General features: G+C 75.7%; 1 protein-coding gene. It reads left to right on the forward strand.

The window, feature by feature from the left end:
• The first annotated feature begins 8 nt into the window (after positions 1-8).
• On the forward strand, positions 9-17,177 hold the full coding sequence (locus tag MQV74_RS34620; RefSeq protein WP_242726910.1) for a type I polyketide synthase: 17,169 nt from the start codon (positions 9-11) through the stop codon (positions 17,175-17,177).
• The last annotated feature ends 31 nt before the right edge of the window (positions 17,178-17,208 follow it).

Below are 17,208 nucleotides of genomic sequence, written 5' to 3' on the forward strand. Positions count from 1 at the left end.
GCGGCATCGTGCGCACCGACCTCATCAAGCCGCTGCCCGGCGTTCTCGTGGAGAACGCGGCCCGGTTTCCCGACAAGGTGGCTTTCGAGGACGACCGGCGGGCGGTCACCCACGGCGACCTGGAGGCGCGGACGCGCAGGCTGGCCGGGCACCTCGCCGCGCTCGGTGTGGCACGCGGCGACCGGGTGGCCCTCTGCCTCGGCAACACCGTGGCCACGGTGGAGAGTTACCTCGCGGTCGTCCGCGCGGGCGCCATCGGGGTGCCGCTCAATCCGGCCTCGGCCCCGGCCGAACTGGAGTACGCACTCGCCGACAGCGGCGCCACCGCGGTCATCACCGACCCCGCGCGGGCACGGCGGCTGCGGAGCTCACCGGCCGTGACGCCCGCCATCGCGCTCCTGGTGACGGGCGAGGAGCCCGAGGCCGTCGAGGGGACGGGAGCGCACGCGTACGACCGGCTCGCCGTCACCGAGCCCGCCGAGCCCGCCCGGGACGACCTCGGCCTCGACGACGTGGCCTGGATGTTCTACACGTCCGGGACCACAGGGCGGCCCAAGGGCGTCCTGTCGACACAGCGCAACTGCCTCTGGTCCGTGGCCTCCTGCTACGTACCGATACCCGGACTCACGCACGAGGACCGGGTGCTGTGGCCGCTCCCGCTGTTCCACAGCCTCTCCCACATCGCATGCGTCCTCTCCGTCACCGTGGTCGGCGCCACCGCCCGGCTCCTGGACGGCGCCTCCGCGGACGACGTGATCAAGGCGCTCCACGAGGACGACACGACGTTCCTCGCCGGGGTGCCCACCACGTACCACCACCTGGTGACGGCCGCCCGGCAGAACGGCTTCTCCGCGCCCGCCCTGCGGATCGGCCTGGTCGGCGGCGCGGTCACCGGGCCCGGCCTGCGCCGGGACTTCGAGGAGACCTTCGGCGTCCCGCTGGTCGACGCCTACGGCAGCACCGAGACGTGCGGGGCCATCACCATCAACCCGCCCGACGGCGCCCGGGTCGACGGGTCCTGCGGCCTGCCCGTGCCGGGCGTCGGGGTCCGCGTCGTCGACCCCGGCACGGGCCGCGACGTCCCCGCCGGGCAGGAGGGCGAGGTGTGGGTCAGCGGGCCGAACGTCATGGTCGGCTACCACAACAGCCCCGATGCGACCGCCCAGGCGCTGCGCGACGGCTGGTACCGCACCGGGGACCTCGCCCGGCGCGACGACGCCGGGTACGTCACCATCCGCGGCCGCATCAAGGAACTGGTCATCCGGGGCGGGGAGAACATCCACCCCGAGGAGGTCGAGGCGGTCCTGCGCACCGTCGAGGGCGTCGCCGACGCGGCCGTCTCCGGCGCGCCCCACCGCACGCTCGGCGAGGTACCCGTCGCCTACGTGGTCCCGGGCCCCTCCGGATTCGACACCGCGGCGCTGATCGACCGCTGCCGCGCACGGCTCTCCGCGTACAAGGTGCCGGAGCGCGTCCACGAGGTCACCGCCATCCCCCGGACCGCCTCGGGCAAGACGCGGCGGCGCCTCCTCGCCGAGCGGCCGAGCAGGCTCCGGTACGCGGCGAGCGGCCACCACGAAGGGATCCTGAGCCTGGACTGGGCTCCGGTGACGCCACCGGCAGGCCCCCGCCCCCCGGCCCGGACGTGGGCCGTGGCCGGCCCCTCGGCGGCCGGACTCGCCACGGCCCTGCGAGCCGCGGGCGCCGACGTGCGGCACTACCCGGACCTGGCGGCGGTCCAGGCCGCGGTGGCCGCCGGGGACGCGGTCCCCGAGGTGACGGTCCTCGTACGGCCGTCACGGACCGTCGGCACCCGGCCCGCGGACCGGGCGGGCCCTCCGGAAGCGGGGCACGCGGCGGCCGCGCGGGAGCCGCTCGCCGAGGGCCGCGCCGCCGCCCGGCGGCTGGACGGACAGCTGCGGGCCTGGCTGGCAGGGCCGGAGCAGGCGGCGGGCCGCCTGGTGGTGCTCACCCGCGCGGCCCTCGCCGCCACCGGACGGGACGGGGCGCGGGACCTGGCGGAGGCTCCCCTCTGGGCCGTCGCCCGGTCCCTCCAGGACGAGGGCGCGGACTCGCTCACCCTCCTCGACCTCGACGCGGACGCGACCCCGGAGACGCTGTTCGTCGCGCTCGCCGCCAACGAGCCGCGGATCGCGGTGCGTTCGGGCGCCCTGCTGGCCCCACGACTGAGCCGGTTGCCCGTGGGCGACGTGCCGGGCGTGGCCACCTGGCCGGGAGCCACCGGCACGGTGGTCGTCACCGGGGCGGACACGGAGCACGGCACGGCACTCGCGCACCGGCTCGCCACGGTCCACCAGGTGGAGAACCTGCTGCTCGTCGACGCCCCTACGGACGCCGGTACGTCACCCGACGCCGCCCCGGCCCCCACGGGCACGGACACCGTCCGCGTGGCCGCCGACGGGCGCGACCCGGAGCCGCTGCGGGCCGCCCTCGCGGGGCTGCGGCAACCGGTGAGCGCGGTGGTGCACGCCGCCGACGAGCCCGAACTCGCCCTGCTCCTCGACGAGATGACCGGCGCGGCGAAACCCGTCCCCTTCGTCGCGGTGTCCGGCGCGGCCGCGCTGTCGGGTACGCCCGGCACCCCGGACACGGCCGCCGACGAAGCCCTGACCGAAGCGGTGGTGCAGAACCGGCGGCTACGGGGCCTGCCCGGCACGTTCCTCGCACGGGTCGGCGAGCCCGACGCCGCGCGCTCGGCGGACGACGACACGGGGTGGGCGCGCGCCGCGTTCCTCACCGCGTTCGACCTCGCCCTGACGGCGAATCCGGCGACGCTCCTGACCCTCGACCCGAACGCACCGCCCGACGTCCGCCGACTCCCCGCGCCGCTCGCGGACTTGGCGGAGCACGCGCTGGCGCCGCCGCGGCAGCACGAGCCCGACGCGGCCGTCACGGCGGCGCTGCGCGACCGCCTGACCGCGCTGGACGAGCGTGCGCAACGGGCGCTCCTGGAGGACCTGGTCCGTAAGCGGGCCGCCGCCGTGCTGCACCGGTCGGGGTCCGAACCGATACCGTCCGACCGTTCCTTCCGCGACCTGGGCCTCACCTCGATGGCCGTCGTCGAACTGCGCAACCGGCTGACGGAGAGCACGGGCCTGCCCCTGCCCACCACCGTCGTCTTCGACCACCCCACCCCGGAGGCGCTGGCCGCCCGGCTGCGTGCCGAGATCCTCGGAGTCACCCGGCCGGTGACCGAGGTGGCGAGGGCGGCCGACCCGGACGAACCCCTCGCGATCGTGGGGATGGCGTGCAAGCTGCCAGGCGGCGTGACGGGCCCCGAGGGCCTGTGGCGTCTGGTGTCCGAGGGCCGGGACGCGGTCTCGGGGTTCCCCGAGGACCGCGGCTGGGACCTGGAGGGCCTGTTCGACCCGGACCCGGACCGCGCGGGCACGTCGTACACCGACCAGGGCGGTTTCCTCCACGAGGCCGGTCTCTTCGACGCGGGCTTCTTCGGCATCTCCCCGCGCGAGGCCACGGCGATGGACCCCCAGCAGCGGCTGCTCCTGGAAGCCTCCTGGGAGGCCCTGGAGCGGGCGGGCATCGACCCGGGCACGCTGAAGGGCGCTGACGTCGGCGTGTACTCCGGCGTGTTCGGCCAGGGTTACGGGGCGACCGGCACCGGAGTCGTCGCCCCCGAGGCCGAGGGCTTCGCCGGCACGGGCTCGGCGGGCAGCGTCGCGTCGGGCCGGGTGTCGTACGTGCTTGGTTTCGAGGGCCCGGCGGTCACGGTGGACACGGCGTGCTCCTCGTCGCTGGTGGCGATGCATGTGGCTGCGCAGGCGCTGCGGCAGGGTGAGTGCTCGATGGCCCTGGCCGGAGGCGCGACCGTGATGGCCACGCCCGGCACCTTCGTGGAGTTCTCCCGGCAGCGGGCTCTGGCCCCCGACGGCCGGTGCAAGGCCTTCTCCTCGACGGCCGACGGCACCGGCTGGGCCGAGGGCGTGGGCGTCGTGGTCCTTGAGCGCCTTTCCGCGGCGCGCGAGCGCGGCCACCGGGTGCTCGCGGTGATCCGGGGCAGCGCGGTCAACCAGGACGGCGCCTCCAATGGCCTGACCGCGCCCAACGGTCTCTCACAACAGCGCGTGATCCGCAAGGCGCTCGCCAGTGCCGGGCTGGCCCCGGCCGACGTGGACGCGGTGGAGGGCCACGGCACCGGGACGGCCCTGGGTGACCCGATCGAGGCGCAGGCCCTGCTCGCGACGTACGGGCAGGGTCGGGATCCCGAACGGCCTCTGTGGCTGGGCTCGTTGAAGTCGAACATCGGGCATGCGCAGGCCGCCGCCGGTGTGGCGGGTGTGATCAAGATGGTGCAGGCGCTGCGGCACGGGCTGCTCCCGGCGACTCTCCACGTGGACGCGCCCACGCCCCAAGTCGACTGGTCCCTGGGTGCGGTGGAGCTCCTGACGGAGGCGCGCGCGTGGCCGCGCGACGGTCGTCCGCGCCGGGCGGGTGTGTCGTCCTTCGGCGTGAGCGGCACGAATGCCCATCTGATCCTGGAGGAGGCGCCCGAGGAGCCGGTCTCGGAGGCTGTTGTCCCTGTGGGTGTGGTGCCGTTGGTGGTGTCGGCGCGGAGCCGGGCCTCACTGGCGGGGCAGGCCGGGCGCCTCGCGTCGTACGTGGAGTCGGGCGCTGGCCCTTTGCTGGCGGATGTGGCCGGGGCCTTGGTCTCCGGTCGGGCCGTGCTGGGTGAGCGTGCGGTGGTGGTGGCGGGTTCGGGCGAGGAGGCGCTGGCCGGGTTGCGGGCTCTCGCCCAGGGTGAGAGCGGCCCGCATCTGGTGTCGGGCAGTGCGGGTGTGCCGGGCAAGGTGGTGTGGGTGTTCCCGGGGCAGGGGGCGCAGTGGGCGGGGATGGGCCGTGAACTCCTGGACACCTCACCGGTGTTCGCGGAGCGGGTGGGGGAGTGCGCGGCGGCGTTGGAGCGGTGGGTGGACTGGTCACTCGTCGACGTCCTACGGGGTGAGGCGGATCCCGAGCTGTTTGAGCGGGTGGATGTGGTGCAGCCCGCGAGTTTCGCGGTGATGCTCGGGCTGGCTTCGGTGTGGGAGTCCGTCGGGGTCCGGCCGGATGCGGTGCTCGGTCACTCGCAGGGGGAGATCGCGGCCGCGTGTGTGGCGGGGGCGTTGTCTCTTGAGGACGCGGCGCGTGTGGTGGCGTTGCGGAGTCGGGCCATCGCGGCGGGGCTGGCCGGGCGCGGAGGCATGGCCTCGGTCGCTCTGAGCGAGGCGGAGGCTCTGGAACGGCTTGGGCCCTGGGCGGACCGGGTGGAGGTCGCGGCCGTCAACGGGCCGTCGTCGGTGGTGGTCGCGGGTGATGCCCAGGCGTTGGACGAGGTGCTGGAGGCCCTGTCCGGTGACGGCGTCCGCACGCGCCGGGTCGCGGTGGACTACGCCTCGCACACCCGTCACGTCGAGGACATCCAGGGCGTGCTGGCCGAAGCGCTGGCAGGCGTGGACGCGAAGGCCCCGGTGGTGCCGTTCTACTCGACCGTGACCGGCGGTTGGGTGGCGGAGGCCGGGGTCCTGGACGGCGCGTACTGGTACCGCAACCTGCGCGGACAGGTGCGGTTCGGCCCGGCGGTGGCCGACCTCCTTGGGCAGGGCCACGGGGTGTTCGTAGAGGTGAGTGCTCATCCCGTACTCGTGCAGCCGGTGACCGAGGCCGTGGATGCCGGGGGTGCCGACGCGGTGGTGACGGGCTCGCTGCGGCGCGAGGAGGGCGGACTGCGGCGGCTGCTCACCTCGATGGCCGAGCTGTTCGTGCGGGGCGTGGCTGTCGACTGGCGTGGTGTGCTGCCCGTGACGGGGTCGCCGCGCGTGGAGTTGCCGACGTACGCCTTCGACCACCAGCACTACTGGTTGAAGCCGGTCGCGGAGGCCACTGACGCGGCCTCGCTGGGGCAGACGGCGGGGGAGCATCCACTGCTCGGCGCGGTCGTCGCCCTGCCGGACTCCGGTGGGCTCATGGCCACATCGAGGTGGTCGCTCCGGTCGCAGCCCTGGCTCGGGGAGCATGTGGCGGGGGACGTGGCCGTGGTGCCGAACGCGGCCCTGGTCGAGATGGCCGTCCGGCTCGGTGACCTCGTCGCGAGCCCCGTACTCGACGAACTCACCGTCGACGAGCCCGTGGTGCTGCCGCGCCGCGGCAGCCGTGGCGTACACATCGTCGTCGGTGAGCGGGACGGGGCGGGGCGGCGGTCGGTGGCGGTCTACTCCCGCGCCGGGGACGCCCCGCTGGACGCGCGGTGGACCCGGCACGCGCACGGCACGCTGTCCAACGGCACGACGACCGAGGTGACATCCTCACGGAGCGGGCTCACGGCCGAGGTGACGTCTTCGCGGGCCAGGCCCACGGCCGAGGTCGCTCTGGACGGTGCCGCCCTGCGCGAAGCGGGCCGTTACGGTGTGCACCCCGCGCTCCTCGACGCCGCCGTCCGTACGGTCGTCCCCGACGGCATGGTGGCGTCGGTGTGGACCGGGGTGACCCTGCTGGCGTCGGGCGCCACCACGCTCCACGTACGAGCGGGCGAGACGTCGCCGGGCGGTACCGGGCTGCGGCTGACGGACCCCACGGGGCAGCCCGTCATGACCGTCGCCTCCGTGCGCGGGGCAGTGTTCTCCCACGAACAGGCGGATGCTGGCGCCGAGTTGGCGAACGACGCGCTGTTCCGCGTCGATTGGGTGGAGCTGACGCTGCCCGCCGTGGACCGGGCGCTCGACGTCGTGACCGTCACGGATGCCGAGGACGTCGGTGCCTGTGCGGCGCCGGACGCGCCGGTCCCCGAGGTCCTGGTGTACGAAGCCGTGCGCGCGACCGCCGACCCCCGCCCTTCGGTCAACGCGGCTCTGGCGGTGCTTCAGACCTGGCTCGCGGAGCCCGCGTTCGCGGGGACCCGGCTCGCCGTCGTCACCGGGGACCGCACGGAACTCGGCGCGGCCGCGGTGTGGGGCCTGGTGCGCTCGGCGCAGTCGGAGCATCCGGGCCGGATCGTCCTCGTGGAGCTCGACGCGGACTCCCGGGCCGCGCTGCCCGCCGCGCTGCTCAGCGGCGAACCGCAGCTGAGGGTGCGCGGCGGGGTCGCGGCGGTGCCCAGGCTCGCGCGGGTGCCCGTACCGGAGCCCGGCGCCGGGCGGCGGCCCCGCCCGCTCGACCCCGAAGGCACCGTGCTGATCACCGGCGGCACCGGAACGCTCGGTGCCGCCACGGCACGGCACCTGGTCGCCGCCCACGGCATCCGCCACCTGGTCCTCGCCGGCCGCCGGGGCGCGGCGCCGGAGCTGCGGGAAGAGCTGGCCGGAATGGGGGCGTCCGTCACCGTCGCCGCCTGCGACACGGCGGACCGGGCCCAGGTGGCGGAGCTGCTGCGGGCGATACCGGCCGCGCGCCCGCTCACCGCCGTGGTGCACGCCGCCGGGGTCCTGGACGACGGGGTGCTCACCGAGCTGACCCCGGAACGCGTCGACATCGTGCTGCGGCCGAAGACGGACGCCGCGCTGCACCTGCACGAGCTGACCCGGGACCTGGACCTCGCCGCGTTCGTCCTGTTCTCCTCGGCGGCGGGCGTCCTCGGCAACCCGGGGCAGGCCAACTACGCCGCCGCCAACGCCGCCCTGGACGCCCTGGCGTGCCAACGGCGCCGGGCGGGCCTGCCCGGGGTGTCCCTGGCCTGGGGCTACTGGGCGACGGCCAGCGGCATGACCGCGCACCTGGGCGCCGCCGACCTGCGGCGCAACCAGCGCATCGGCATGGCGGGCCTGACCGCAGCCGAAGGCATGGCCCTCCTGGACGCCGCCCTGCGCACCGACGCGGACGACCCGCTGGTGGCGGCGAGGTTCGACATGGCCGCGCTGCGCACGGCCGCGGCCGAGGGGCCGCTGCCCCCGCCGCTGCGCGGCCTCGCCCCGCGACCGCGCCCCACGGCCCGGGCGGCGGCCCCCGCCGGGCCCGCGTCGCTGCGGGAACGCGTCGCCGCCCTGGGCGCCGCCGAGCGGACCGAGGCGCTGGTCGACCTGGTGCGCGGGCACGCCGCGGAGGTGCTCGGGCACACCACCGCCGACGCCGTGCGGGCCGACCGGACGTTCAAGGAGGCCGGGTTCGACTCGCTGACGGCGGTGGAGCTGCGGAACCGGCTCGCCGCCGCGACCGGGCTCGCCCTCTCCCCGGCCATGGTCTTCGACTATCCGAAGCCGACCGCGCTCGCCGGTCACCTGGCGGCCGAGCTCCTCGGCGTACCGCAGGACCGTCCGGCCGAGCCCGTCGTACCCGCCCGTACGGCCGACGAGCCGATCGCGATCGTGGCGATGGCGTGCCGCTTCCCCGCCGGCGCGCACAGCCCGGAGGGCCTGTGGCGCGTGGTGGCCGAAGGGACCGACGCGGTCACCGAGTTCCCCGACGACCGCGGCTGGGACACCGACCGGCTCTTCCATCCCGACCCCGACCACGCGGGCACCACCTACGTGCGCCACGGCGCCTTTCTCGACGACGCCGCCGGGTTCGACGCCGCCTTCTTCGGGATCTCGCCGAACGAGGCCCTCGCCATGGACCCGCAGCAGCGGCTGCTCCTCGAAACGTCCTGGGAGGCGTTCGAGCGGGCCGCGATCGACCCGGCCACCCTGGCCGGGCAGGACGTCGGCGTCTTCGTCGGGGTCAACAGCCACGACTACAGCGTGCGGCTGCACCAGGCGTCCGGTGCCGCCGGTGCCTCCGGCATCGAGGGCCTGCGGCTCACCGGCGGTTCGGGCAGCGTCGCCTCCGGCCGCGTCGCCTACCACTTCGGCTTCGAGGGCCCCGCCGTCACCGTCGACACGGCCTGCTCCTCCTCTCTGGTGGCCCTGCACATGGCGGCGCAGGCGCTGCACCGGGGCGAGTGCTCCATGGCCCTGGCGGGCGGCGTGATGGTGATGGGCACCGTGGAGACGTTCGTGGAGTTCTCCCGGCAGCGCGGGCTCGCCCCCGACGGCCGGTGCAAGGCCTTCGCCGACGGCGCCGACGGCACCGGCTGGTCCGAGGGCGCGGGGCTGCTCCTCGTGGAGCGCCTCTCGGACGCCCGCCGCCGGGGCCACCAGGTCCTCGCCGTCGTACGCGGCTCCGCCGTCAACCAGGACGGCGCGTCCAACGGCCTGACCGCCCCCAACGGCCCCGCGCAGCAGCGCGTGATCCGCAAGGCCCTGGCCCACGCGGGCCTCGGCACCTCGGACGTGGACGCCGTGGAGGCCCACGGCACGGGCACGACGCTCGGCGACCCGATCGAGGCGCAGGCACTGCTCGCGACGTACGGGCAGGACCGGCCCGCCGGACGGCCGCTGTGGCTCGGGTCCGTGAAGTCGAACATCGGGCACACCCAGGCGGCGGCGGGTGTCGCCGGTGTGATCAAGATGGTCATGGCCATGCGCCACGGCACGCTCCCCAGGACGCTGCACGTGGACCGCCCCTCGTCCCGCATCGACTGGTCCGCGGGCGCGGTGGAACTCCTGACCGAGGCCCGGGAATGGCCGCGCGAGGGCCGTCCGCGCCGGGCCGGGGTGTCGTCCTTCGGCATCGGCGGCACCAACGCGCACGTCGTCCTGGAGGAGGCCCCGGATCAGGAGGCCCCGGATCAGGCGGCCCCCGGCCGGGCGACCTTTCACCAGGAGGCCCACGGCCACGCGGCGGCCGTCGAGCCCGAGCCCGAGCCGCAGCCCGGCCCCCGGCGTGCGGACGTCCCGGCCTCGGCTCCGGTCCCGATGCCCGTGTCGGCCCGCACCCCCGCCGGGTTGCGCGGCCAGGCCGACCGGCTCGCCCGCTTCCTCGACGACCGGCCCGACGTACGCCTCGCCGACGCGGCGCACGCCCTCGCCACCACGCGCGCCCGGCTGGACCACCGTGCCGTCGTCCTGGCGTCCGACAGAGGGCAGGCCGGTGCGGAGCTGCGCGCCTTCGGCGGGGGTGAGGAGAGCCCCGCCGTGGTCTCCGGCACCGCCGTCCCGGGCAAACTCGCCGTCCTCTTCACCGGGCAGGGCAGCCAGTGGCCCGGCATGGGCCGCGAACTCGCCGCGGCGCACCCGGTCTTCCGCGACGCCTTCGCCGCCGCGTGCGCGGCCGTGGAGGCACACCTGGGCGGGCACGCCGCACGTCCGCTGCGCGAGGTGGTGTTCGCCGCACCCGGGGCACCCGGCAGCGAACTGCTCGGCCGGACCCTGTACACGCAGGCCGCCCTGTTCGCCTTGGAAACGGCGCTGTTCCGGCTCTTCGAGTCCTGGGGGGTGCGGCCTGACCTCCTCGCGGGACACTCGATCGGGGAGATCACCGCCGCGCACGTCTCCGGAGAACTCGGCCTGGCCGATGCGGGCGAACTGGTCGCCGCGCGCGGCCGGTTGATGCAGGCCCTCCCCGCGGGCGGCGCGATGGTCGCCGTCCGGGCGACGGAGGCCGACGTCGAACCGCTGCTCGCCCGCGCGCGGGGCGCGGTCTGCGTCGGCGCGGTGAACGGCCCCGACGCCCTGGTGCTCTCCGGCACCGAGGACGCCGTACTGGCCCTCGCCGACGACCTGGCGCGCCAGGGCCGCAAGACGCGGCGGCTCCCGGTCGGCCACGCCTTCCACTCCCCGCTCATGGAGCCCATGCTGGAGGAGTTCCGCACGGTCGCGGAGCGCCTGTCGTACCGCACCGGTGACCTCCCCGTCGTCTCCACGCTGACCGGCGCCCTCGCCCGGGACGGGCAGCTCGCCACCCCCGGCTACTGGGTCGACCAGGTGCGCGGCACCGTGCGGTTCGGCGACGCCGTCACCGCGCTCGGCGGCCTCGGGGCGACGACGTTCCTCGAACTGGGCCCCGGCGGGGCCCTCGCCGCGATGGCGCTCGGCTCCCTCGGCGCGCCGGAGCGGAGCGGCGTCGCCACCCTGCGCAAGGACGGCACGGAGACCGCCGACGTCCTGACCGCGCTCGCGGAACTGCACGTGCGCGGCACGGCCGTGGACTGGACGGCCGTACTCGCACCCCCGGCCGCGGCGGCCGGCGCCGACCTGCCCACCTACGCGTTCCAGCACCAGCGGTACTGGATCGAGTCCGACTCCACCGCGCCGGCCGGAGCGGAGGCGCTCGGCGCCACCGCCGCCCTGCACCCGCTGCTCGGCACCGTCATCGACGTGCCGGGCGACGAAGGCGGCAGCGGTGGCGTCGTGCTCACCGGGCGGCTCGCACCCCACGGCCCGGGCCGCCTTCCCGGCCCGACGGCCGCCGACGGCACCACCGCGATCCCGGCCGCCGTCCTCCTGGACATGCTCGTCAGGGCCGGTGACGAGGTGGGCTGCGGCAGCCTCGAACAGGTCGAGGTCGACGAGCCGTTGACGGTGCCGGGTCGCGGCCACACCCACGTACGGGTGTCCGTGGCGGCCCCGGCGCCCGACGGCCGCCGCCGCGCCACCGTCCACGGTCGCCCCACAGGCCCGGAGCAAGGCCCCTGGACGTGCCACGCCCGAGCCGTCCTCGTCCCCGGAACCCCGCGCCCGGCCTTCGACCTGCGCACCTGGCAGCCGCCCGAGGGCAGCACCGGGGAACGCGTGTGGCAGCAGGGCGACCACACCTGCGCGGAGATCACGCTCCCGGGGGAACTGGCCGACGAAGCAGCCCGGTTCACGCTCCACCCCGTGCTCATCGACACCGCGCTGCGCGTCCTGGCCGCACGCACGGGAGCGGACCCGGCAGCGGACGCCGCCGACCTGGCCGCCTGCGCCGGACTCGCGGTGCACGCGGAGGGCGCCGCCTCGCTGCGGCTGCGGATCACGCCGGGGCGGGACGGCCGCCACCTGCTGGAGCTCGCGGACCCGGACGGTGAACCCGTCGCGTCCCTGGGCCCGTTGAGCCTGGCCGACCCGGCCGGGCGCGGTGGGGCCCCCGCCACGCGCGAAGTCGTCGCCGCCGACGTGCCGACGGCGACCGGGGCCGTCACCCGCCGTGTGGCCGCACGACGGGAAGGCGCGGGGGACGCCCTCGCCGACCGCCTGGCCGGGCTCTCCGCCGCGGAGCAGCACCGCGTGGTCCTCGACCTGGTGCAGGAGAGCACCGCGGTCGTACTCGGCCACCGCGCACGGGACCGCTTCGGCGAGGACCAGCCCTTCAAGAACCTCGGCTTCGACTCCCTCGGCGCGGTCAAGCTCCGCAACCGCCTGCGCGACTTCACCGGCGTGGAGCTGCCCAGCACCCTGGTCTTCGACCACCCGACCCCCGCCCTCCTCGCCGCCTTCCTGCGGGCCGAACTCCTCGGCGAGCAGCCCGGCGTGCCCGCCCCGGCCCCGGCGGCGACCGCCGACGAGCCCATCGCGATCGTCGCGATGAGCAGCCGCCTTCCGGGCGGAGCGGACAGCCCCGAGGAGCTGTGGACGCTGCTCGTGGAGGGCCGGGACGCGATCTCCGGCTTCCCGGTGGACCGCGACTGGGACCTGGAAGGGCTGTACCACCCGGACCCGGGCCACCCGGGCACGAGCTACACGCGCTCCGGCGGCTTCCTCCACGAGGCGGCACGGTTCGACGCCGGGCTCTTCGGCATCTCCCCGCGCGAGGCCCTCGCCATGGACCCGCAGCAGCGGCTGCTCCTCGAAACCTCCTGGGAGGCCCTGGAACGGGCCGGGGTCGACCCGCTGTCGGCCCGGGGCGCCGACATCGGCGTCTTCACCGGAATCGTCCACCACGACTACGTGACCCGGCTCCACCAGGTGCCCGAGGACGTGCAGGGCTACCTCATGACCGGTACGGCGGCGAGCGTGGCATCGGGCCGCGTGTCGTACGTCTTCGGCTTCGAGGGCCCGGCGGTCACCGTGGACACCGCCTGCTCCTCCTCCCTGGTCGCGATGCACCTGGCCGCGCAGGCGCTGCGGCAGGGCGAGTGCTCGATGGCCCTGGCCGGGGGCGCGACCGTGATGGCGAGCCCGGACGCCTTCCTGGAGTTCTCCCGGCAGCGCGGCCTGTCCGCCGACGGCCGGTGCAAGGCCTTCTCGTCCACCGCCGACGGCACCGGCTGGTCCGAGGGCGTGGGCGTCGTCGTACTGGAACGCCTCTCCGTCGCCCGGGAACGCGGCCACCAGGTCCTCGCCGTCATCCGGGGCAGCGCGGTCAACCAGGACGGCGCGTCCAACGGCCTCACCGCCCCCAACGGCCCCTCGCAACAGCGTGTGATCCGCCGCGCCCTCGACACCGCGGGACTCACCCCCGCGGACGTGGACGTCGTGGAGGCCCACGGGACCGGGACGGCCCTGGGTGACCCGATCGAGGCCCACGCGCTCCTCGCGACGTACGGACGGGACCGGAATCCCGAACGGCCGCTGTGGCTGGGCTCGTTGAAGTCGAACATCGGCCATACGCAGGCCGCCGCGGGCGTGGCCGGTGTGATCAAGATGGTCATGGCGCTGCGGCACGGCCTCATGCCTCCCACGCTCCACGTGGACGAGCCCACGCCGCAGGTCGACTGGTCGGCGGGCGCGGTCGAGCTCCTGACCGAGGCCAGGGACTGGCCGCGCGACGGGCGTCCGCGCCGGGCCGGGATCTCCGCCTTCGGTGCCAGCGGCACGAACGCCCATCTGATCCTGGAGGAGGCGCCCGCCGAGGAGGTGCGGCCCGCCCCCGAGCCGTCGGGCGTGGTGCCGCTGGTGGTGTCGGCGCGCGGCGCCGGATCGCTTGCGGGCCAGGCCGGTCGCCTCGCGTCGTACGTGGAGTCCGGCGCCGCCGGGGTGCCCCTCGCAGGTGTGGCCGCAGCGCTGACGTCGGGCCGTGCCGCCCTGGCCGAGCGCGCCGTGGTGCTGGCCGACGCGCCCGCGGAGGCCCTGTCGGGGCTGCACGCGCTGGCCCGGGGCGAAGGCGGACCGAACGTGGTGACCGGCAGCGCGACCGGCCCGGGCGCCCTCGGAAAGGTCGTGTGGGTCTTCCCGGGGCAGGGGTCGCAGTGGGCGGGGATGGGTCGTGAGCTCCTGGACTCGTCCCCGGTGTTCGCGGAGCGGGTGGGGGAGTGTGCGGCGGCGTTGGAGCCGTGGGTGGACTGGTCACTCATCGACGTACTACGGGGTGAGGTGGAGCCCGATCTCCTCGATCGGGTGGATGTGGTGCAGCCCGCGAGCTTCGCGGTGATGCTCGGGCTGGCTTCCGTGTGGGCGTCGGTGGGCGTGGAGCCGGACGCGGTGCTCGGCCACTCTCAAGGCGAGATCGCGGCCGCGTGTGTGGCCGGGGCGCTGTCCCTCGACGACGCGGCGCGTGTGGTGGCGTTGCGTAGTCAGGTCATCGCCACGGAGCTGGCCGGGCGGGGCGGCATGGCGTCCGTCGCGCTCGGTGAGGAGGACGCGGCCGCGCGCCTGGAGCGGTGGGCCGGTCGCGTCGAGGTGGCCGCCGTGAACAGCCCGTCCTCCGTCGTGGTCGCCGGTGACGCCCGAGCCCTGGACGAGGCGCTGGCGGCGCTCGACGCCGAAGGCGTCCGCACCCGGCGCGTGGCCGTGGACTACGCCTCGCACTCACGCCACGTCGAGGACATCCAGGACACCCTCGCCGAGGCCCTGGCCGGGGTCGGTGCCAAGGCCCCGGTCGTGCCGTTCCACTCGACCGTGACCGGCGGCCGGGTGACGGATGCCGAGGTCCTGAACGGCGCGTACTGGTACCGGAACCTGCGCGGGCAGGTGCGGTTCGGACCCGCCGTGACCGAGCTGCTGCGGCAGGGACACGGAGTGTTCGTGGAGGTCAGCGCCCATCCGGTCCTCGTGCAGCCCGTCAGCGAGGCCGTCGACGGCGCGGCCGCCGAAGCGGTGGTGACCGGGTCGCTGCGCCGCGACGACGGCGGTCCGCGGCGGCTCCTCGCGTCGATGGCCGAGCTGTTCGTGCGGGGCGTGGCCGTCGACTGGTCGGCCGTGCTGCCCGCCGGGGCCGCGGCCGCGGCCCGGTCGGCGCGCGCGGACCTGCCGACGTACGCCTTCGACCACCAGCACTACTGGCTGCGCGAGGCCGCGGCCGATGACGACACCGCCGACGCGGCCGAGGGCGCGAACGCCGCCGAGGGCGCGGACGCCGACTTCTGGGCCGCGGTCGAACACGCCGACGTGGACTCCCTCGGCGCCTTGCTCGACACGGCGGCGGCCGACCAGCTCGGTGCCCTGAACACCCTCGTGCCCGTACTCGCCGAGTGGCGCGCGAAGCGCCGTCGGACGTCGACCGCCGAGAAGCTGCGCTACCACGTCACCTGGCAGCCGCTCACCCACGAAGCCGCGGGCGTGCCCGGCGGCCGGTGGCTGGTCGTCGTACCGTCCGGACGCACCGAGGACAGCGGTACCGACGCGCTCCTGGCGGAACTGACCGGCCTCGGGTTCGCCACGGTGTTCCTGGAGGTGGGCGCGGCCGACGGCACCCGTGAACGGCTCGCCGAGCGGCTGGGCGCGGTCCTCGCCGAGCACGACGTGGCCGGTGTGCTCTCGCTGCTCGCCCTGGACCGGGGCGCGCGCGGCGGCCCGCAGGACCCGACCGCCGTCACGGCGGCGGCGCTCGCGCTGATCCAGGCCCTGGGGGACACCGGCGCGACACCGCCGCTGTGGTGCCTGACCCGGGGCGCGGTGGACATCGGCATCCACGACCCCCTCACCTCACCCGCCCAGGCGGCGCTGTGGGGCCTCGGCCGCGCCGCCGCGCTCGAGCGGCCCGACCGGTGGGGCGGCCTGATCGACCTGCCCGCCGTGACCGACCCGCGCACGGCCCGGCAGCTGCTCGGCGTGCTGAACTCCGCCGCCGGTGAGGACCAGCTCGCCGTCCGGCGGTCGGGCGCGTACGCGCGCAGGCTGGTCCGCAAGGCCGCGCCGGACGTCACCGGCGACAGCGGCTGGCAGCCCCGGGGCACGGTCCTGGTGACCGGCGGCGCCGAAGGCCTCGGCAGGCACGTCTCCCTGTGGCTCGCGCTCACCGGCGTCGAACGGCTCCTCGTCACCACCACCGCGCACGCGCCGGACGGAAGCGTTCCCGAACTGCGCGCCGACATCGCCGGATTGGACCTCCCTACGGAGGTGGAGTCCTGCGCCGACACCGACCGGGACGCCCTCGCCCGCCTCGCGGCCGCGCGGGACCCGGAGCGGCCCCTCACGGCCGTCGTGCACGCCGCCGACCTCACGTGGACCAGCGCCGTCGACGACACCGGCGCGCACGACATCGCCGAGGTGTTCGCGGCCAAGGTGGACACGGCGGTGTGGCTCGACGAACTGTTCGAGGACACGCCGCTCGACGCGTTCGTCGTCTTCTCCTCCATCGCCGGAGTGTGGGGCGGTGGCGGCCAGGGACCCTCCGGAGCGGCGAACGCCGTCCTCGACGCCCTGGTCGAATGGCGCCGCGCCCGGGGGCTGCGGGCCACGTCGATCGCCTGGGGAGCCCTCGACGGGATCGGCGTGGGCATGGACGAGGCGGCCCTCGCCCAGCTGCGCCGCCGCGGCGTGCTGCCCATGGCGCCGCAGCTGGCCGTGACGGCGATGGCGCAGGCCGTGCAGGGCAACGAGAAGTCCGTGACGGTGGCCGACATGGACTGGGGCGCCTTCGTGCCCGCCTTCACGTCGGTACGCCCCAGCCCCCTCCTCGCCGACCTGCCCGAGGCGCAGGCGGTGCTCCGGGCCGCGGGGGACGACGGCGAGGACAGCGGTACCGCCGCGACCCTCGCGGACTCCCTGCGGGCGGTCTCCGGCACCGAGCAGAACCGCCTCCTGCTGCGCCTGGTCCGCGGCCACGCCTCGACGGTCCTCGGCCACGGCGGCGCGGAGGGCATCGGCCCGCGCCAGGCATTCCAGGAGGTCGGCTTCGACTCGCTGGCCGCCGTGAACCTGCGCAACAGCCTGCACGCGGCCACCGGGCTCCGCCTGCCCGCCACCCTGATCTTCGACTACCCCACCCCGGAGGCGCTGGTCGGCCATCTGCGCACCGAACTCCTCCGGGAGCCCGACGACGGCCTCGCCGGGCGGGAGGACGACCTCAGGCGGGTCCTCGCGTCCGTGCCGCTGGCCCGGTTCAAGGAGGCCGGGGTGCTCGACGCCCTCCTCGGCCTCGCCGAAGCCGGGGCCGAAGCCGAAGCCGGGGCCGACGTGAACGCGGATACGGAGACGACCCCCGCCGACGCCGAACTGATCGACGCGATGGACGTCGCCGGTCTGGTGCGACGGGCCCTGGGCAAGACGAGCTGACCACCTGTGAACGAGTCCCGGAAGGATGGCT

It is taken from the genome of Streptomyces sp. AN091965 (assembly GCF_022698285.1).
Classification (GTDB): domain Bacteria; phylum Actinomycetota; class Actinomycetes; order Streptomycetales; family Streptomycetaceae; genus Streptomyces.